14 protein-coding genes, 3 pseudogenes and 1 other annotated feature are annotated in these 20,195 nt (G+C 60.1%); of the genes and pseudogenes, 3 read left to right on the plus strand and 14 right to left on the minus strand.

The features are described from left to right. Positions 1–64 precede the first annotated feature (64 nt). From nhaA to dnaK, 3 genes are all read right to left on the minus strand, one after another. Positions 65–1,243, minus strand: a complete 1,179-nt coding sequence (gene nhaA / locus QY76_RS00005) for a Na+/H+ antiporter NhaA (RefSeq protein WP_034163073.1) — start codon at positions 1,241–1,243, stop codon at positions 65–67. Positions 1,244–1,497: 254 nt separating this feature from the next. Continuing rightward, positions 1,498–2,634, minus strand: coding sequence for a molecular chaperone DnaJ (dnaJ, locus tag QY76_RS00010; protein ID WP_012847448.1), 1,137 nt, complete (start codon positions 2,632–2,634; stop codon positions 1,498–1,500). Between the two features lie 110 nt (positions 2,635–2,744). Beyond that, complete coding sequence (gene dnaK, locus QY76_RS00015) at positions 2,745–4,652, minus strand: molecular chaperone DnaK (protein ID WP_034163072.1); 1,908 nt, start codon at positions 4,650–4,652, stop codon at positions 2,745–2,747. 316 nt (positions 4,653–4,968) lie between these two features. Here dnaK and satP point away from each other — a divergent pair, with 316 nt between their 5' ends. Beyond that, positions 4,969–5,538, plus strand: a complete 570-nt coding sequence (gene satP, locus QY76_RS00020; protein ID WP_034163070.1) for an acetate uptake transporter — start codon at positions 4,969–4,971, stop codon at positions 5,536–5,538. A gap of 80 nt (positions 5,539–5,618) precedes the next feature. On the opposite strand, the gene QY76_RS00025 is transcribed toward satP, so the two are convergent. From QY76_RS00025 to tal, 5 genes and pseudogenes are all read right to left on the minus strand, one after another. Next, complete coding sequence (locus tag QY76_RS00025; protein WP_045425189.1) at positions 5,619–6,917, minus strand: MFS transporter; 1,299 nt, start codon at positions 6,915–6,917, stop codon at positions 5,619–5,621. A 121-nt stretch (positions 6,918–7,038) separates the two neighbouring features. Continuing rightward, on the minus strand, positions 7,039–7,626 hold the full coding sequence (gene mog, locus QY76_RS00030; RefSeq protein WP_034163068.1) for a molybdopterin adenylyltransferase: 588 nt from the start codon (positions 7,624–7,626) through the stop codon (positions 7,039–7,041). Continuing rightward, positions 7,623–8,279, minus strand: coding sequence for an HAD family phosphatase (locus QY76_RS00035; protein ID WP_034163067.1), 657 nt, complete (start codon positions 8,277–8,279; stop codon positions 7,623–7,625). The genes mog and QY76_RS00035 overlap by 4 nt, the downstream gene beginning before the upstream one ends. A 170-nt stretch (positions 8,280–8,449) precedes the next feature. After that, positions 8,450–9,935 (minus strand): annotated as a pseudogene (gabD, locus tag QY76_RS00040) (NADP-dependent succinate-semialdehyde dehydrogenase). Positions 9,936–10,069: 134 nt separating this feature from the next. Then, positions 10,070–11,023 (minus strand): transaldolase, encoded by a 954-nt coding sequence (gene tal / locus QY76_RS00045; RefSeq protein ID WP_034163065.1) that lies wholly within the window; start codon positions 11,021–11,023, stop codon positions 10,070–10,072. Positions 11,024–11,453: 430 nt separating this feature from the next. On the opposite strand from tal, the gene QY76_RS00050 reads away from it, so the two are divergent. After that, positions 11,454–12,887, plus strand: a complete 1,434-nt coding sequence (locus QY76_RS00050; protein WP_012847440.1) for a sodium:alanine symporter family protein — start codon at positions 11,454–11,456, stop codon at positions 12,885–12,887. A gap of 111 nt (positions 12,888–12,998) precedes the next feature. After that, positions 12,999–13,796: a peroxide stress protein YaaA gene (gene yaaA / locus QY76_RS00055; protein WP_034163064.1), complete on the plus strand. Its 798-nt coding sequence runs from the start codon at positions 12,999–13,001 to the stop codon at positions 13,794–13,796. Between the two features lie 60 nt (positions 13,797–13,856). Here the strand turns inward: yaaA and thrC are convergent, their stop codons facing one another. The 6 genes and pseudogenes from thrC to QY76_RS19120 form a co-directional block, all read right to left on the minus strand. Continuing rightward, complete coding sequence (gene thrC, locus QY76_RS00060) at positions 13,857–15,149, minus strand: threonine synthase (RefSeq protein WP_045425194.1); 1,293 nt, start codon at positions 15,147–15,149, stop codon at positions 13,857–13,859. 3 nt (positions 15,150–15,152) lie between these two features. Further along, entirely contained in the window at positions 15,153–16,082 is a 930-nt protein-coding gene (gene thrB, locus QY76_RS00065; RefSeq protein ID WP_045425196.1) for a homoserine kinase, read from the minus strand. 1 nt (position 16,083) lies between these two features. Further along, positions 16,084–18,526: pseudogene (thrA, locus tag QY76_RS00070) on the minus strand (bifunctional aspartate kinase/homoserine dehydrogenase I). 22 nt (positions 18,527–18,548) lie between these two features. Further along, positions 18,549–18,665: a sequence feature (Thr leader region), on the minus strand. Beyond that, positions 18,607–18,678 (minus strand): thr operon leader peptide, encoded by a 72-nt coding sequence (gene thrL / locus QY76_RS19650; protein ID WP_071818548.1) that lies wholly within the window; start codon positions 18,676–18,678, stop codon positions 18,607–18,609. (Overlaps the previous feature by 59 nt.) Positions 18,679–18,894: 216 nt before the next feature. Next, positions 18,895–19,602 (minus strand): tRNA/rRNA methyltransferase, encoded by a 708-nt coding sequence (locus QY76_RS00075; protein ID WP_034163061.1) that lies wholly within the window; start codon positions 19,600–19,602, stop codon positions 18,895–18,897. A gap of 403 nt (positions 19,603–20,005) precedes the next feature. Beyond that, positions 20,006–20,148, minus strand: a pseudogene (locus tag QY76_RS19120) (hypothetical protein). Between the last annotated feature and the right edge of the window lie 47 nt (positions 20,149–20,195).

Consider the following 20,195-nt stretch of genomic DNA (forward strand, 5'->3'; position numbering starts at 1 on the left):
CCCTATACGAGAGCGGGGTCGCAAAAGCGACCCCGCGGTGGACATGTAGCGGATAACGCGGCCGTTACGCCGCCGCTTTCTGCGCCGGCAGCACCCGCCGTAGCAGCAGATAGCCCACGATAGCCGCCAGGGAGGAGCCCAGCAGGATCCCCAGGCGCGAGAAGACGGCCAGCGCCGGATCCGCATCGCCAAAGGCCAGCGAAGCGATGAAGATGGACATGGTAAAGCCGATGCCGCACAGCACGCCGATGGCAATAATCTCCTTGAAGGTGGTCCCCTGCGGCAGCGTGGCCAACTTCAGCTTAACGGCCAGCCAGCAAAACAGACTTATCCCCAGCGGCTTGCCAATAAACAGGCCGGCGATGACTCCTAGCGGCAGCAGAGAGAACAGACCTGACAGCGTCACGCCATCCAGAGAGACCCCGGCGTTGGCAAAGGCAAACAGCGGCAGAATCATATAGGCCACCCACGGATGCAGCGCATGCTCCAGCGAACGCGCCGGTGACTGGCCATCCTGCTCTTTCAACGGAACGAAGAAACCGATCACCACGCCGGCCAGCGTCGCATGGACGCCGGACTTCAGCACCGCGGTCCACAGCACCACACCGACCAAAATATACAGCCCGACGCGACGCACGTTAAACAGATTCAACAGCGCCAGCGCCACGATCGCCGCCCCGGCCACCGCCAGCGACAGGATCGACAGATCGCTGGTGTAAAACAGCGCGATGATGATGATAGCGCCCAGGTCGTCGATGATGGCCAGCGCCAGCAGGAACACCTTCAGCGCCAGCGGCACCCGGTTCCCCAGCAGCGCCAATACCCCCAGAGCAAAGGCAATATCGGTCGCAGCCGGGATAGCCCAGCCGGTGCTGGCAACGGCATCCTGACCGTTAAACAGCAAATAGATCAGCGCCGGCACCACCATCCCACCCAGGGCGGCGATCACCGGGAAAGCCGCCTGACGGGTGCTGGCCAGCGAACCGCACACCAGCTCGCGCTTCACTTCCAGACCGATCATCAGGAAGAATATTGCCATCAGGGCATCGTTAACCCACAGCAGCATATTTTTATTGATGTGCAGGCTACCTACGCGCACCTCAACCGGCGTGTTGAGGAAGGCCTGATAGATATGGCTAGTCCAGTCCGTATTGGCCAGGATCATGGCCAGCGCGGCGGCGATGATCAAAATCACGCCGCCAAAGGCATCACTGCCGACGAAACGCTGCAAACTCTTTATCATTGCACTCATCCAAGCTACTGAAACAAAGAAGATAGGAAACTCTTATTATCAGCATACTCCCTCTTATAGCTCGAAAAAAGTAATTTATTTTTCGTATATAATTCGGAAAAATAGAACTATTTTTTATAAAACAGGCACCATTAACGAACTGAGCTCGGCACGCGCACAAAATTGAGCTCAGCGCGCGCAATAAAAAATCCCCGGCGCAGCGCGCTGCCCGGGGATTGGATTGAATACGCAGAACGAACGGAGTATCAGCGCGTCAGATCATCAAAGAACTTCTTCACTCCGTCGAAGAAACGCTTGGAGCGGGGACTGTTCTTATCGCTGGCGGGGCCGCCGAAGCTCTCCTCCAGCTCACGCAGCAGCTGTTTCTGCTTGTCGTTCAGGTTCACCGGCGTCTCGACCACCACGCGGCACAGTAGGTCGCCCTGCGCCCCACCGCGCACCGACTTCACGCCCCGGCCGCGCATACGGAACATCTTGCCGGTCTGCGTCTCGGCCGGGATCTTCAGCTTAACCCGCCCATCCAGGGTCGGCACCTCAATCTCGCCACCCAGCGCCGCCATCGCAAAGTTGATCGGCACCTCGCAGAACAGGTTATTGTCTTCCCGCTCGAAGATCGGGTGTGCCTTCACCTGCACCTGTACATACAGATCGCCGGCCGGCGCCCCGTTCTCACCGGCCTCGCCCTCGCCCGCCAGGCGAATGCGATCGCCGGTATCGACCCCGGCGGGAATTTTCACCGACAGGGTTTTGGATTTTTCAATCCGGCCGTGGCCGTGACACTTGTTGCACGGATCCTTAATGATGGTACCGCGCCCGTGGCAGTGCGGACAAGGCTGCTGTACGGTGAAGAAGCCCTGCCGCATCTGCACCTGACCGGCGCCATGGCAGGTCGGGCAGGTAATCGGCTCACTGCCCTTCTTGGCACCGCTGCCATGGCAGACGTCGCACTCAACCAGAGTCGGAATTCGAATCTCTTTGGTGACGCCGCGTACCGCCTCCTCCAGCGTCAGATCCATGTTGTAACGCAGATCCGCGCCGCGCGCCGCGCGCTGGCGACGACCGCCGCCGAAGATGTCGCCGAACACGTCACCGAAGATGTCACTGAAATCCGCACCGCCGCCGAAACCACCGGCGCCGCCGCCGCCCATGCCGCCCTGCTCAAACGCCGCATGACCGTACTGATCGTAGGCCGCACGCTTCTGCGCATCGGTCAGGATTTCATAGGCTTCTTTGATTTCCTTAAACTTGTCCTCGGCCTCTTTGTCGCCCTGATTACGGTCAGGGTGATACTTCATGGCCAGGCGTTTATAGGCTTTTTTGATTTCGCGCTCATCCGCTTCACGGGATACGCCCAAAATCTCATAGTAGTCTTTCTTCGCCATTTCGGTTGCTTTGCCCCTAACATAGAGGCACGGGCGTTGAGTTTCCTCGACGCCCGTGCCGGTGAATAACGGCGGCTTATGCCGCCGTTACCATGCCCGCTTAAGGGCGATTATTTTTTATCTTTCACTTCTTCGAATTCGGCGTCAACCACGTCGTCATCTTTCTTAGCGCTGGTGTCCGCCTGCGCTTCACCGGCCTGGGCCTGCTGCTGCGCCAGCTCCTGCAGCTTGGCAGAAGACTGTACCAGCGCCTGGATTTTGGCTTCGATATCCGCCTTATCCTCACCCTTGCTGGCCGCTTCCAGCGCCTTCACAGCCTCTTCGATCGCGCTCTTGTCGGTCGCCGGCAGTTTGTCACCCGCTTCTTCCACCAGCTTACGGGTGCCGTGCACCAGCTGATCGGCCTGGTTACGCACCTGGACCAGCTCTTCGAACTTGCGATCCGCTTCGGCGTTGGCCTCGGCGTCACGCACCATCTGCTTGATCTCATCTTCGCTCAGACCAGAAGAAGCCTTGATGGTGATGTTCTGCTCGCGACCGCTGTTCTTATCCTTAGCGGAGACGTGCAGAATACCGTCGGCGTCGATGTCGAAGGTGACTTCGATCTGCGGCATACCGCGCGGCGCCGGCTGAATGCCATCCAGGTTGAACTGACCCAGAGACTTGTTATCCGCCGCACGCTTACGCTCACCCTGCAGGACATGAATGGTCACGGCAGACTGGTTGTCTTCTGCGGTCGAGAACACCTGGCTGTGCTTGGTCGGAATGGTGGTGTTCTTAGAGATCAACGCCGTCATGACGCCACCCATGGTTTCGATACCCAGAGACAGCGGGGTAACGTCCAGCAGCAGTACGTCTTTCACATCGCCCGCCAGCACGCCACCCTGAACGGCTGCACCGATGGCCACCGCTTCATCCGGGTTAACGTCTTTACGCGGCTCTTTACCGAAGAAATCAGCAACCTGTTTCTGCACCATCGGCATACGGGTCTGACCACCCACCAGGATCACGTCGTCGATGTCAGAGACGGACAGACCGGCATCCTTCAGGGCCACCTTCAGCGGCTCCATGGAGCGAGCAACCAGATCTTCAACCAGGGACTCCAGTTTAGCGCGGGTCACCTTGATGTTCATGTGCTTCGGACCGGTGGCATCTGCAGTGATATACGGCAGGTTCACGTCGGTCTGCTGAGCAGAAGAGAGCTCGATCTTCGCCTTTTCTGCGGCCTCTTTCAGGCGCTGCATCGCCAGCGGATCGTTGCGCAGGTCGATACCCTGCTCTTTCTTAAACTCATCAACCAGGTAGTTGATCAGACGGCTATCAAAGTCTTCCCCGCCCAGATGGGTATCACCATTGGTCGCCAGAACTTCGAAGGTCTTTTCGCCGTCGACATCATCGATTTCGATGATGGAGATATCGAAAGTACCACCGCCCAGGTCGTAGACCGCGATAGTGCGGTTACCCACCCCTTTGTCCATGCCGTAGGCCAGCGCAGCCGCAGTCGGCTCGTTGATGATACGCTTCACATCCAGACCGGCGATACGGCCGGCGTCTTTGGTCGCCTGGCGCTGCGCGTCGTTAAAGTAAGCCGGAACGGTAATGACCGCCTCAGTCACCGACTCACCCAGGAAATCTTCCGCCGTTTTCTTCATTTTCTTCAGGACTTCAGCCGAGATCTGCGGCGGTGCAATCTTCTGGCCTTTCACTTCTACCCAGGCGTCGCCGTTATCGGCTGCCACGATCTGGTAGGGCATGATGTCTTTATCGCGCTGTGCTTCGGCATCTTCAAAACGACGGCCGATCAAACGTTTGATCGCAAACAGCGTGTTTTGCGGGTTGGTGACCGCCTGGCGTTTTGCCGGCTGGCCGACCAGAACTTCGCCATCCTGTGTATAGGCGATGATGGAAGGCGTGGTGCGATCGCCCTCAGCATTCTCCAGCACGCGGGCTTTGCCGCCATCCATAACTGCTACACAAGAGTTAGTTGTACCCAGGTCGATACCAATGATTTTACCCATCGAACGTCTCCACTAAAAATTCGGTTTTCAAGCTCGTTGTTACCTTAGGTGGGGGCGAGTTTTCGCATTTCAACCACCGTTCTCACCACATTTGCCGAACAGGGTAACAACTTCGATGTTACTAAGATGGGGTCGCCTACGCGGGCATCAAGGGGGAAGATGCAAAAAAAAACGGATTTTTTATTACCAGAGATTGTTTCTTGTGCGATGCCTCTTTATTATGCCGCGCGCTCGGGAACAGCGGCCGTTGTGGCGGCCCGGCGCACGTACCTACGGGCCCAAGCCCGTTTCTACATTCTATAATTACAGAGGCTTTATGCACACCAACAAGTTGGCAAATCCCGGCCCCCTGGGTCTGATGGGTTTTGGGATGACTACCGTCTTGCTGAACCTGCACAACGCAGGGCTCTTTCCGCTGACTTCCGTTATTCTGGCGATGGGGATCTTCTTTGGCGGTATCGCCCAGATCCTGGCCGGACTGCTGGAGTATAAGAAGGGCAATACCTTTGGGCTGACCGCGTTTACCGCCTACGGCGCCTTTTGGCTGACCCTGGTGGCACTGCTGACGCTGCCGAAGATGGGGCTGGCCGAGGCCACCGACGCCCTGTCACTGGGGGCCTACCTGGCGCTGTGGGGCATCTTTACCCTATTTATGTTCTTTGGCACCCTGCGCAGCAACCGCGTCCTGCAGTTTGTCTTCGCCAGCCTGACCGTACTGTTCTTCCTGTTGGCCTATGGCAACATCACGGCGAATGCCAGCGTGCTGCACATCGCCGGCATTGAAGGGATTATCTGCGGCGCCAGCGCTATCTATCTGGCGATGGCCGAGGTAATTAACGAGCAGTATGGCCGCGACGTATTGCCGATCGGCGCTAAGCACGCCTAACCGCGCCACCACGCAAAAGGCTTCCTGTAGGAAGCCTTTTTTGTATCCTGTTTTACACCGCGCGTAGCAACGCGCGCCGGCTAGTGCGACAGCCGCGCCTCCCCCTGCGCTGCCCGCAGCGGAGAGCGCTGAAAATAGAATCCCAGCGCCACGCCCAGCAGCGAGAGCAGCAGTACATACCAACCCGCCGCCAGCGGCGTCAGGGTCACCGCGATCGGCGTCAGGCCACCAAAAACCGCATACGCCAGATTATAAGAAAAGGAGATCCCGCTGAAACGCACTTCAGCAGGGAACGCACAGACCATCACAAAGGGCACCGCGCCGATGGTGCCGATGCTAAAACCGGCCAGTCCATAGCGCCAGAACAGCTGAGCCGGTTCGATCTGCGGCGACAGGCTGCTGAAGAACTGCCAGGTGCACAGCGCCAGCAGCAGGCCGCCACCGATAAACAGCCGCCCCGCCCCTACGCGATCCACCAGCCCACCCGCCAATACGCAGCCCAGGGTCATCGTCACAATCGCCACGCTGTTAGCCTGCAGGGTCAGCGCCGCAGGCAGGCCATACTGCGTCTGCAGCAGGCTCGGCGTCATCAGGATCACCACGACGATGCAGGCCGACAGCAGCCAGGTCAACAGCATCGATACCGCCACCGCCCTGCGGTGATCGCGCACCACCTGCTTCAGCGGCAGCTCCGCCGCCAGCGCCCGACGGGCCTGCATCGCCAAAAATACCGGCGTCTCATGCAGCCAACGCCGCAGGTACATCGCCATCAGCCCAAACAGCCCGCCCAAGAAGAAGGGGATACGCCAGCCCCCGGCCAGCACCTCCTGAGGCGTAAGCCAGCTGTTCAGCCAGGTCGCCACTAGCGACCCCAGCAGAATACCGGACGTCAGCCCCGAGGTGAGAACCCCGCAGGCAAAGCCGATGCGCTGCGGCGGGACATGCTCCGCCACAAAAACCCAGGCGCCCGGGACCTCACCGCCGATCGCGGCCCCCTGCAGCACCCGCATCAACAGCAGTAGCAGCGGCGCGGCGATACCAATAGTTTGGTAGGTCGGCAGCATCCCCATCGCCAGCGTCGGCAGCGCCATTAATAGAATACTGAGAGAGAACATACGCTTGCGGCCAATGCGATCGCCGAAGTGCGCCATGATAATTCCGCCGAGCGGACGCGCCAGATACCCCGCGGCGAAAATGCCAAAGGTTTGCACCAGACGCAGCCACTCCGGCATGTCCGGCGGGAAAAACAGCGCGCCGACCACGGCGGCGAAAAACACGAAGATGATGAAGTCATAAAACTCCAGCGCCCCACCCAAAGCGGCCAGCGCCAGCGTTTTATAGTCCTGATGGTTCAGACGACGATGATTGTACAATTCCATATGTCTTGACGGCCCTATTTTTGTGACACTGATTGTTCATGTTGTGTTGCAAAAATAGAAATATAACGTTAGTCACAGACATACCAGTCATTCTGAATCTTATCTTGCAATGGCGCTAACTTCAGTTGATTGTTTCGCGCCGGGCACTTTTTGGCCTAAATGCTGCTATTACCGCAGAATGGGTTTCCACATAGGGTCCCTCCAGCAGCTGAATACAGTACGGGACGCTGGCAAAAATCCCGTGTACCACCGGCGCGCCGGTGGCATCCTTCAGCCCCTCCAACGTTTCGCGGATCGACTTCGGCTGACCCGGCAGATTGATGATCAGCGCCTGCTTGCGGATCACCCCCACCTGACGCGACAGGATCGCCGTCGGCACAAAGCGCAGGCTGATCTGACGCATCTGCTCACCGAACCCCGGCATCTCACGATCGGCGACCGCCAGCGTGGCATCCGGCGTCACGTCGCGCCGCGCCGGGCCGGTACCTCCGGTAGTCAGAACCAGATGACAGCCGCGTTCATCCACCAGCTCACACAGGGTCTGCTCGATCAGCGGCTGTTCGTCCGGGATCAGTCGGGTCTCCAGGGTATAAGGGGTGGCCAACGCGCTGGCCAGCCAGGCCTCCAGCGCCGGGATTCCCAAGTCCTGATAGACACCGCTGGATGCCCTGTCAGAGATCGAGACTAAACCGATGCGTAGTGTATTCATGCAATAACCTCAACGACGATGCCTTCCGGCTGTGGATGCAGGATGATACTACGCCAGCCGCCGATCACCACGTCCGCGCGCTGTAAAGAGTGACGAGGCCGACGGTGGCTCAGGGCGATGACCGTCATTCCCGCGGCCTGAGCCGCACGGATGCCGACCTCGTCGCTTTCGATGACCAGGCAGTCGCGGGGATCCAGGCCATAGTGGCTGGCGGCCAGCAGATACGGTTCGGGATCGGGACGACCGCAGCTGACCTGCTCTGCGCCGATCACCAACGGCGGCGGGCACATGCCGCTGTGGGCAATCTGCTCTGCGGCGCGCGGCTGCCCGGCCTGCGTCACTACGCCCCAGGGCGTTTCACCCAGCGTCGCCAGCCACGCGGTGGCGTCCTGGCGCAGACGGCTACGCCGTTGACGCACCGCGGCCAGCAGCGCCTGCTCCAGACGCTGGCACTCCACCTCATCGCTGTAGCGGGGCGCCAGCTGGCGCAGGGTCTCCTGTACCCGCTGACTATAAATGCGCGGACGCAGCAGGGCGTGGTCTATCTGGCGCTGATGCGCCCACTGCTCCCATACCTGCTCCGCATGACCGTCGCTGTCGAGCAGCGCGCCGTCCATATCCAGAAAGATGGCGGCGAAATGTTTTCTCCACATGACCCAATCTCCTCTGTCGGCAATCTACGATGTCGTAATGGATGCTCTGGCAAAACGTTAGCGCCATCGCCGCGAAGAGGCAAAATTTATCGAGCGGAAGGGGATGGGGAAACGGCACAGAAAACTGCCAGCGTACGCTGGCGCGCCGCGATTAACGGCGCGCCGCGCTTCTACAGACCGAGGCACAAATATTTAATTTCCAGATAGTCCTCAATGCCGTATTTGGCGCCTTCCCGGCCCAGCCCTGAGGATTTCACCCCGCCAAACGGCGCCATCTCATTGGAGATAAGCCCACTGTTGATGCCGACGATGCCATACTCCAGCGCCTCGGCGACGCGGAATACCCGCCCCACGTCGCGGGTATAGAGCGACGCGGAATACCCGCCCCACGTCGCGGGTATAGAAGTAGGAGGCCAGGCCGAACTCCGTCGCATTGGCCCGGGCGATGACCTCATCTTCGTCACGGAAACGAAACAGCGGTGCCAGCGGGCCAAACGTCTCCTCGCGCGCGACCTGCGCATCGGCGGGCACGTCCAGCAGAACGGTCGGGCAAAAGAAGTTCCCACCGCGGGCATCGGCCTGACCGCCGCAGGCGATACGGGCGCCGCGCGCCACGGCATCCGCAATATGCTCCTCCACTTTGGCCCGCGCCCGGCCGTCGATCAGCGGACCGACGGTCACGCCGTCATCCAGCCCATTGCCCATCTTCAACGCCTGTACCGCACGGCACAGCTTCTCGGCAAAGCGCTCATAAATGCCCTCCTGTATATACAGGCGATTGGCGCACACGCAGGTCTGGCCGGCATTACGAAACTTACTGGCCATCGCCCCCGCCACCGCCTGATCCAGGTCGGCATCATCAAAAACGATAAACGGCGCATTGCCGCCCAGCTCCAGAGAGACCTTCTTGATATCGTGCGCGCACTGTGCCATCAGCTGACGCCCGATCTCCGTCGATCCGGTGAAGCTCAGCTTACGCACCTGCGGATTGGCGGTCAGCTCATCGCCCACCGCCCCGGCCGAGCCGGTCACCACGCTAAAGACCCCCTGCGGTACCCCGGCACGCAGCGCTAGCTCCGCCAGCGCCAGCGCAGAGTAGGGGGTCTGGCTGGCGGGCTTCAGCACCATGGTACAGCCCGCGGCCAGCGCCGGCCCGGCCTTGCGAGTGATCATCGCCGCAGGAAAATTCCACGGCGTAATCGCCGCCGTCACGCCGATGGGCTGCTTGATCACCAGCAGGCGCTTATCGCCCTGCGGAGCGGGGATGGTATCGCCGTAGACCCGCTTGGCCTCTTCGGCAAACCACTCAATAAACGACGCCGCATAGGCTATCTCGCCGCGCGACTCCGCCAGCGGCTTACCCTGCTCCAGGGTCATCAGCCGGGCCAGATCGTCCTGATGCGCCAGGATCAGATCAAACCAGCGGCGCAGGATCTGCGCCCGTGCCTTCCCCGTACGGGCGCGCCAGCCCGGCAGCGCGTGGGCGGCAGCCTCGATCGCCCGTCGGGTCTCCGCCGCCCCCATCTTCGGTACGCTGCCCAACGTATCCCCGTTCGCCGGGTTAATCACCGTCATGACGTCGCCGCTATCGGCATCGCACCACACCCCGTCAATCAGCGCCTGTTGACGAAACAAGCCCATATCATGGAGCTGCATCATGTTTCACCTCGCTTATCGGCGTCAGCGCACCGCTATCCGCCTTGAGCCCACCGCTGCGACGCGGCAGATAAAAAAAGAACACCCCGGGCGCACGCGCGGCCGGGGTGTTCGGGATATTCGACAAAACGCGCTTACAGCAGCGCGCCGATCATGCTTTCCAGCTTACCCTGGTCAACGGCGAACTTGCGGATACCGTCCGCCAGTTTCTCGACCGCCATCGGATCCTGGTTATGCTGCCAGTAGAACTCGGCCTCGCTCATCCGCGCCGGGCGAGCCTTGATCTCACCTTGATAGGCCAGCTTACGCTCGACGCCACCCGCGCTTTCAGACAGCTCCTTAAGCAGGGACGGGGAGATGGTCAGGCGGTCGCAGCCGGCTAGCTCCAGGATCTCGCCGACGTTGCGGAAGCTGGCGCCCATCACCACGGTTTCATAGCCATGCTGCTTATAGTAGTTATAGATTTCGGTAACGGAAATCACGCCCGGATCTTCCGCCGGCGCGAACTCGCTCTTACCACCGTTGGCCTTGTGCCAGTCAAGAATACGGCCGACAAACGGTGAAATCAGGAACACACCGGCTTCGGCGCAGGCCCGGGCCTGAGCAAAGGAGAACAGCAGGGTCAGGTTACAGTTGATGCCCTCTTTCTCCAGACGCTCCGCGGCGCGGATGCCCTGCCAGGTTGAGGCCAGCTTGATCAGGATACGATCGTTGCTGATGCCGGCATCGTTATACAGATTAATCAGGCGCTTCGCCTTCGCCACGCTGGCTTCGGTGTCATAGGAGAGACGGGCGTCCACCTCCGTGGAGATGCGGCCCGGGATCAGCTTGAGGATCTCCAGACCGATATTTACCGCCAGCTTGTCTGAGGCGTCCACGATCTGCTGCGCGCGATCGCCGCTCTGGGCACGCGCCCAGGCAATGGCATCGTCGATCAGTTTACGGTATTCCGGAATTTGCGCGGCGTTGAGGATCAGAGAGGGGTTCGTCGTGGCATCCTGAGGCTGATACTGCTTCATCGCGGCGATATCGCCAGTATCAGCGACAACGGTGGTCAGTTGACGCAGGGAGGTCAGTTTATCGGTCATTTTAGCGTTCCCATTTTGGTGTATTAACCAGCTTGATACGCCAATTGTTATCTCCCCCGTCGCTTACGGCCTAATACCTCGCCGCTATCAGGGGTATCACCTTGCGCAAAGGCGAAAGCGCTAACAAATTGTGCATGAGCTTGTGACGTGCCTGCTCCGATGATAACACGCTGTTTGCGTTGCGCAATGGAGGAAACAGCACAGGGAAATGCACCGTTTTTCCACATTCTGGCCGTAAATTGTTGGGCAACCGTTTACCCAGTGACAATGACTACAGAGCAAGCGTTAACGCGAATATTCTGCCCTACCTATTAAAAATCATGCTACATTCTTGCCGCCTTTATCGGCACGGTATCGCGCCGCGTTGCGCAACGGGCGGCGGTGCGTACCGTATCATCAGGGAGATGACATAATAAAAGAGGAGCACGCATTGACGGATCTCATTAGTTTTATCAACAACATCTTATGGGGCTCGGTACTGATCTATCTGCTGATCGGCGCTGGCCTGTATTTCACGTTCCGCACCGGTTTTATTCAGTTTCGCCATTTTGGCCACATGTTTTCTGTTCTGAAGAACAGCAACAAGGCCGACAGCGGCGGTATCTCCTCCTTTCAGGCGCTGTGTACCAGCCTGGCCGCACGCGTCGGCACGGGTAACCTGACCGGCGTCGCTATCGCGCTGACCGCCGGTGGACCGGGCGCCATCTTCTGGATGTGGATCATCGCCCTGATCGGCATGGCCACCTCCTTTATTGAGAGCACCCTGGCACAGCTGTACAAGACCCGTGACGATCAGGGCAACTTCCGCGGCGGTCCGGCCTACTATATGGAAAAGGGGCTCGGCATGCGCTGGATGGGGATCCTGTTTTCCCTGTTTCTGCTGGTTGCCTTTGGGTTGGTCTTCAACGCGGTGCAGGCCAACTCTATCGCGCAGGCGACGGCCGTTGCTTTCCATATTCCGCCGCTGTACGTCGGCATCGCGCTGATGCTGATGTGCGGCGTCGTCATCTTTGGCGGCCTGCGCTCGATTGCCCGAACCGCCGAACTGGTGGTGCCGGTCATGGCGATTGCCTATCTGCTGCTGGCATTCTGGGTGATGGGACACAATCTGGCCCGAATGCCAGAGGTGCTGCTGCTGGTGATTAAAAGCGCCTTTGGCCTGCAGGAGGCCGCCGCCGGCGCCATCGGCTACGGCATCTCTCAGGCGATGACCCAAGGGATCCAGCGCGGGCTGTTCTCCAACGAGGCCGGCATGGGATCAGCGCCCAACGCCGCCGCCTCCGCCACCCCGTATCCGCCGCACCCCGCCTCACAGGGCTACGTGCAGATGCTGGGGGTCTTTATGGATACGCTGGTTATCTGCAGCGCGACCGCCGCCATCATCCTCTCCTCCGGCGTCCTGGACGCCGCGCCGGGCACCATCAGCGGCATTGAGCTGACCCAGCGGGCGCTCTCCTCCGCCGTCGGCGACTGGGGCGGCATCTTTATCGCCGTCGCCATTTTCTTCTTCGCCTTCACCTCGATCATCGCGAACTATGCCTATGCGGAGAGCAATCTGATCTTTCTGGAGCACAACCATCCGCACGGCCTGGTTTTCCTGCGCCTGTGTACGCTGGGCATGGTGATGTTCGGCGCGCTGGCGGAGCTGCCTCTCGTCTGGAAAATGGCCGATCTCTCCATGGCCCTGATGGCGATAACCAACCTGATCGCCATCCTGCTGCTGTCGGGCGTCGCCTTCAAGCTGGCGCGTGACTATAACCACCAGCGCCGTCTGGGACTACTGCCGACGCTGGACCTCAGTAAGTATCCCGAGATCCAGCAGCAGGTTGAGCCCGGTATCTGGGAAAAACCACCGCGGCAGTAAGTGATCGCCAAGGGGGAGTGTCGCCTCCCCCTATCACAGCAATTCTCCCCGCCGCCGGCGCAGTTTGCTACAGTAGACGAGGTCACTCATCTTCTTTTGCAGGACGCCGCTATGCTGACAATTATCTCTCCGGCTAAAACGTTGGATTACACCTCTCCGCTGGCCACCCAGCGCTATACCCAGCCGCAGATGCTGGCGCAGGCCGAAACCCTGATGCAGACGGTGCGCACGCTGACGCCGGCGCAGCTGGGCTCGCTGATGAAAATCAGCGACAAGCTGGCCGGACTGAACGCCGCCCGCTTCACCGAGTGGCAGCCCCGCTTCACGCCGGAAAATGCCCGTCAGGCGATCCTGGCCTTCAAGGGAGACGTCTATACCGGACTCCAGGCGGAGACGTTCAGCGAGCAGGACTTTGACTTTGCCCAACGGCACCTGTGCATGCTGTCAGGCCTGTACGGCGTGCTGCGCCCGCTGGATCTGATGATGCCCTACCGCTTGGAGATGGGAACCCGTCTGCACACCCCGTACGGCAACGATCTGTACGCCTTCTGGGGCGACAGCATCACCCGGCAGCTCAACCAGCAGCTGCAGCAGCAGGGCGATCGGGTCGTCGTTAATCTGGCCTCAGACGAATACTTTAAGGCGGTCAGACCGGCGGCGCTGGAGGGCGAGCTAATTAAGCCGATCTTTATGGATGAGAAGAATGGCAGCATGAAGGTCATCAGCTTCTACGCCAAGAAGGCGCGCGGGCTGATGAGCCGCTTTATTATCCAGGCGCGCCTGCGCGATCCGGAGCAGCTCAAAGCATTCGATCTGGAGGGCTACGCCTTTGCCGGTGAAACGCAGGGACGCCAAGGGCGCGAGCTGCTGTTTACCCGTCGCCACTCGGCGATATCCCCCGCCCTCTGACCCCTCGCCTTACTACGCCGTACCGTCCTTCTCCCCCGCACAGCGGCGGGGGAGCGAGCATCATGGGCGTCCCAGCAGCGCCGCCCGCAGACGGGAAAAATCGGCGGGCAGCGCCTGTGACAGCAGCGGCAGTTCAGCCCGCGCCGCCAACGCCTGCGGTAGCGGGATGCTCCGCTGCAGGATCGCCTCGACAGACTCTTGGAACTTGGCCGGATGGGCGGTACCCAGAAACAGGCCATACTCGCCGGGCTGTAGATTGTCACGCAGCGCCCGGTAGGCGATAGCGGCATGGGGTTCGCTGACATACCCGAGCGCCGCGAGCTCACGCATCGCCGCCGCCGTCTGCGCATCGCTCAGCGCCCCGTACCCCAGTGCGCCCAGCGGCCACACCCTACGCCGGAACAACTCCTCCACCCGCGGCCAGTTGTTGGGACGGCTGACGTCCATGGCATTGGAGAGGGTCGCGACGGTCTCATGGGGCTGCCAGACACCGCTGGATAAGAAACGCGGCACGGTATCATTGGCATTGGTCGCGGCGATAAAACGCTTCACCGGTAGCCCCAACGACTGCGCCAGCAGCCCGGCGGTCAGATCGCCGAAGTTGCCGCTCGGCACCGAGATCACCAGCTGATTGCGCGCCGCCTGCGGCAGCTGGGCTACCGCCTCAAAGTAGTAGCAGATCTGCGCCAGCAGCCGGCTGATATTGATAGAGTTAGCCGAGTTTAGCCCCAGCTCGCTGCACAGCGTCTGATCGTCAAACGCCTGTTTGACCAGCGCCTGGCAGGCATCGAAGTCGCCCTCAATCGCCAGCGTGCGAATATTGCCGCCCAGGGTACAGAACAGCTTCTCCTGCAGCGGACTGACCTTGCCGCGCGGGTAAAGGATCACCACCTGGACGTTTTTCAGACCATAAAACGCATGGGCGACCGCGGCGCCGGTATCGCCGGAGGTGGCAGTCAGAATGGTCACCGGCCGCTCCCCCGCGACCTGCTGCAGCATCTGCGCCATAAAGCGCCCGCCAAAGTCCTTGAAGGCCAGCGTCGGCCCGTGAAACAGCTCCAGCGCCGTGATATCATCGCTGACCGGCACCACCGGCGCAGGAAAGTCAAAGGCGGCCTGAACCCGATCGCGCAGCGTCTCAAAGGGGAACTCATCCCCCAGATACGCCGCTAGAATATGCGCGCTGCGGGTTACAAAATCCTGCTCCAGCAGGGCATCGATCTGCGCCCGCGCCAGGGCGGGCAGCGCATGGGGAAAGAACAGTCCCTGCTGGCGCCCCAGCCCCTGCACCAGCGCCTGCGCCTGCGCAAAGTTAACCTGCTCGTTGTGATCTTTTAAATTATACAGTTTCATGGTTTATCCCAGTTGTCGTGCGCCCGCCGTGTCCAAACGGCAAATGTGAACAAAGCCCTGTTCATTCTGCAGATAGTGCTGCGTTAGCCACTGCGCCACCGCCTGCGCCGCCGCCGGATCATCGCAGACGGCAAACAGCGTCGGGCCGGAGCCCGAGATCCCGCAGGCCAACGCGCCCAGCTCACCGGCGGCCCGGCGGGCATCGGCAAAGCCCGGCAGCAGGCCACAGCGGTAGGGTTCGGCGATCACATCCTGCATCAGCGCCGCGGCCAGCGACGGCTGGCGGGTATGGCAGGCATGAATGAACCCCGCCAAATGGCGGCCGTGGCGCACGCAGTCGCCGCGTGAGTAGTGCGGCGGTAGGATGGCGCGCGCCTCGGCGGTAGAGACCTTGATCCCGGGATACGCCATCACCCACAGCCAGTCGTCAAAGCAGGGCACGGGCTGGCTGATGATCCCCTGCGCCTCCAGCATCAGCTGCAGACCGCCCAGATAGCAGGGCGCGACGTTGTCATAGTGGACGCTGCCGGAAATACGCCCCTCCAGCTCTCCCATCAGCGTCAACAGCCGCTGGGCATCCAGCGGATCGCCGGCAAAACGGTTCAGCGCCGCCAGCGCCGCCACCACGGAGCAGGCGCTCGAGCCGAGGCCTGAGCCTATCGGCATGTTCTTTTCCAACACCATCTCGACGGCGAGCTCGCGCCCCGTCACCTCACAGAAGCGCTGCCAGCACTGATAGACAATGTTCTCCTGAGCGGCTGCCGGCAGACTGTTGACGAAGCGTCCGCGGCAGTGCAGCGCAAAACGGTCGCTGGCCTCCACGCTGACGCAGTCGCCCAGCAGCGTGCCGTCCAGCGGCGTTACCGCGGCGCCCAGGACGTCAAAACCGACGCTGACGTTGCCGATGGAGGCCGGCGCATATATTTTCACCATGTTAAACTCCCAGCTTCCATGACAAGGTCCGCAGCAGATCGGCAAAGACGCCGGCGGCGGTGACATCGTTACCCGCGCCATAGCCGCGTAGCACCATCGGCAGCGGCTGATAGTAACGGCTGTAAAACGTCAGGGCGTTTTCGCCATTTTTAACCTTATACAGCGCATCATCGCTGTCCACCTCCGCAATGCGCACCGCGCAGCGCCCCTGATCGATCTCGCCAACGTAGCGCAGCACGCAGCCACGCGCTTGCGCAGCGGCGACCCTCGCGCTAAACGAGTCATCCGCCTGCGCCAGATTGGCGAGGAACGTATCGACGTCACCGCGGGCATCGAACGCCGCCGGCAGCACCGGCTCGACGCAGATATCGTCCAGCTCCAGGGCATATCCCGCCTCACGTGCCAGGATCAGCAGCTTGCGCGCCACGTCCATGCCGGAGAGATCGTCACGCGGATCCGGTTCGGTATAGCCCAGCTGACGCGCTTCACGGGTTGCCTGTGAGAAGGTCGCCCCCTCCTCCAAGCGGCCAAAGATAAACGACAGCGAACCGGAGAGAATGCCGCAGAACCGCTGCAGCTCATCGCCGGCGCTCAGCAGATTTTGCAGGTTTTCAATCACCGGCAGCCCGGCCCCGACGTTGGTATCGTAGAGAAACTTGCGCTGGCTGCCCGCCGCCTTCTGACGCAGCAGGCGGTAATAATCCAGGGAAGCCGTATTGGCCTTTTTATTCGGCGTCACCACGTGAAAACCATTACCGAGGAAGTCAGCGTACTGATCGGCCAACGCCTGGCTGGAGGTACAGTCGACGATCACCGGATTCAGCAGGTGATACTCGTTCAGCAGGCGCATCAGGCGCCCCAGGTTAAACGGCTGCGAGGCCTGCTCCAGCGCCCCGCGCCAGTTCGCCATATCGATACCGTGTACATGGGTCAGCAGCGCTCGGGAGTTCGCGATGCCGCACACCCGCAGATCGATATGCTTACTTTTTAGCCAGGCCTGCTGACGCTCAATCTGCGCCAGCAGCGCGCCCCCCACGCCGATAACAAACACCTCGATCACCTGATCGGTGTTGAACAGCATCTGGTGCGTCACACGCACGGCGGTCGTCGCCGCATCATTGTTCACCACGACGGAGATCGAGCGCTCAGAGGAGCCCTGCGCAATCGCGACAATGTTGATGTTCGCCCGCGCCAGAGCCGAAAAGAACTTGGCCGAGATGCCGCGCTGGGTCCGCATACCGTCGCCGACCACCGAGATGATCGCCAGATGCTCGATAACATCCAGCGGCTCCAGCAGGCCATCCTTAAGCTCCAGGAAGAACTCATCCTGCAGCGCCTGGCAGGCCCGCGCCAGCTCCCCCTGCGGTACACAAAAGCTGATGCTGTATTCAGAGGAGGACTGGGTTATCAACACCACGGAAATACCGCTGCGCGACATCACAGCGAAGACCCGCGCCGCCATGCCGACCATCCCCTTCATCCCCGGGCCCGAGACGTTGAGCATCGCCATATGGTTCAGATGGGTGATCCCCTTCACCGGCAGCGCGTCGTCGGCGCGGCGCTGCGCGCCGATCAGGGTGCCGGGCGCCTGTGGATTGGCAGTATTTTTGATCAGGCAGGGGATTTGAAACTGGGCGATCGGTGCAATGGTGCGCGGGTGCAGCACCTTGGCGCCAAAGTAGGAGAGCTCCATCGCCTCTTGGTAGGACATCGACTCCAGCAGACGGGCGTCTGGAACCAGACGCGGATCGCAGGTATAGACGCCGTCAACGTCCGTCCAGATCTCACAGCACTCTGCGCGCAGGCAGGCGGCCAACACCGCCGCCGAATAGTCTGAGCCGTTGCGCCCCAGCACCACCAGCTCGCCGCGCTCGTTACCGGCGGTGAAGCCCGCCATCAGGATCAGGCTGTCGGTCGGGATCACCTGGGCGGCAATACGCCGCGATATCGACGCTGGACTCCAGATAGCCACCGCGGGCCAGCAGGCTGTTGACCGGATCGATCACGGTCACCGGACGTCCGCGCGCCCGCAGCAGCGCCGCCATGATCGCGATGGAGAGCGCCTCTCCGCGGCAAATCAGCGCCGCGTTGACGCCGTCCGGACACTGACCCAGCAGGGCGATGCCGTGCAGCACCTGACGGATCTGGCCAAACTCCTGGGACACCCGCAGACGCAGCGGCGCGGCGTCGAAGCCCGGCTGCGCCAGGGCTAAGCCATCGATCAGATCGCTAAAAATCTTCTCGGCGTCGCCGAGTATCGGCTGGATATCTTGCCCAGCGATGGTGCGTTCAATCAGCGCAACCAGATGGTTGGTGATACGGGCCGGGGCGGAAAGCACGGCGGCGACCTGTCCCTGTGAGGCCTTACTCTCCAAAATATCGGCAACGCTGAAGACCCGCTCCGCGTTGGCGACCGACGTGCCACCGAATTTTAATACTCTCATCTGACTCTCTCCGAATTTGGCCGAAAAAAAAGCCCGCACTGTGAGGTGCGGGCTTTTTCGTTTTCACTTTTCTGTATGCGTCAGCCCGCCCCGTTACCTGTGGTTCCGGTGGTGGTAATTGTTGTGGTGATATTCAGGCTGAAGTTACGCATCGTCTGTCCAATTAAATTCCTGTGTCTGCCCTATATTGGTTAAAGCAAAGCCAGCGCGGAGTCAATCGTTTTCTATTTTGCGACACCGATCTCAGTCAATTTTATACAGCATGAATATCTAAATAATAGAAATTCAAAGAATAAAACAATGGGGGTTCGCCAGATCATCACGATATAACAATAAAAAATGGCCATAACTTCCCATTATTACCCTTTTTACATTTTCTTACCTGGCACGGACCTTTCCAGCGCGGATTCGATATCATGCAGCAGACGGTGCAGCATTGCGGTATCGCGCTGGGCCAACAGACCGATGCGCTGATCCAGCCAGTCGCTCAGCTTGGTATCCCCGTCGACGCCCAGCGTCGTCAGCAGACGATCGGTACGGGCGCGCAGCGCGGCCAACTGCTCCTCCTGCGCCGCAGGAGCCTGGGCCGCCTGTACCTGCATCAGCGAGGAGAGCTGATAGCAAAACACCATCACCGCCTGCCCCAGGTTGAGCGACGGATAATCCGCCGCCATCGGCACCCCGGTCAGCAAGTCCACCAGCGCCAGCTCATCGTTGGTCAGGCCGGAGTCCTCGCGGCCAAACACCAGCGCGCAGCTGGCCATCCAGCGCTGCTTCTCCTGCAAGATCGTGCAGAGCTCCTGCGGCGTGCAATAGTAGTGAAAGCGCGCGCGGCTGCGGGCCGTCGACGCGACGCTAAAGTCAACATCCTCCAGCGCCTGCGCCAAGGTATCAAAGTGGCGAGCACCGTCCAGAATATCACCGGCGCCGTGCGCAACCCAGCGCGCCGCCGGTTCGCCGTCCACCTGACTGTCCACGATGCGCAGCGAGGTAAACCCCATGGTTTTCATCGCGCGCGCCGCAGCCCCCACGTTTTCAGCTCTGGCCGGAGCGACCAGGACGATATGAATTTGCATGCTTAGAGCCCATTTTGTTACTTAGGCGCACACTCTACCCCGCGAGACATCATTTTTCCACGCCGCTTTTAGTTACACATTTTTAACAAAAAATAACGTTTCAGTTTGTTAAATAACGTTCTTCTTAAAAATTTCCAGCAATTGATGGCCAAACGTAAATTTCGCAGAAAACGCTGCAGCATTATCATTATATTCATACAGTTAAGCTACAATAAAAATTAAAAATAGCCGCGAATACGCTATCACCGCCGTGCGGGCAGCAAGGGGAGAAGATCTCCGGGAGATAGTCATTAAGCACGCAAACTTGTAAGTGTTTTTCACAAATCTGTTAACGTGCTACAATTGGACTTGATATATGTCAACAAAGGATAGTTTTGTTAGGTGGCATTTGACGCATGCGCTGTTATATTGCTGTTAATAGGGTTAGGATGTGCGCCGCTTTTGGCACCACCGGGGCTGTAGGGAGTGACACCCCCTGACCAACCTAGCGATGTTGTTGACGTTGATGGAAAGTGCATCAAGAACGAGTTTACGTACCGTAGTCACTAGAGCCCCGCGGTTAAGCCGCCCATAATTTGGTGTTCTGGGTTCCC

The sequence above is a fragment of the Edwardsiella sp. EA181011 genome (genome assembly GCF_000800725.1).
In the GTDB taxonomy this organism is placed as follows: Bacteria; Pseudomonadota; Gammaproteobacteria; order Enterobacterales; family Enterobacteriaceae; genus Edwardsiella; species Edwardsiella anguillarum.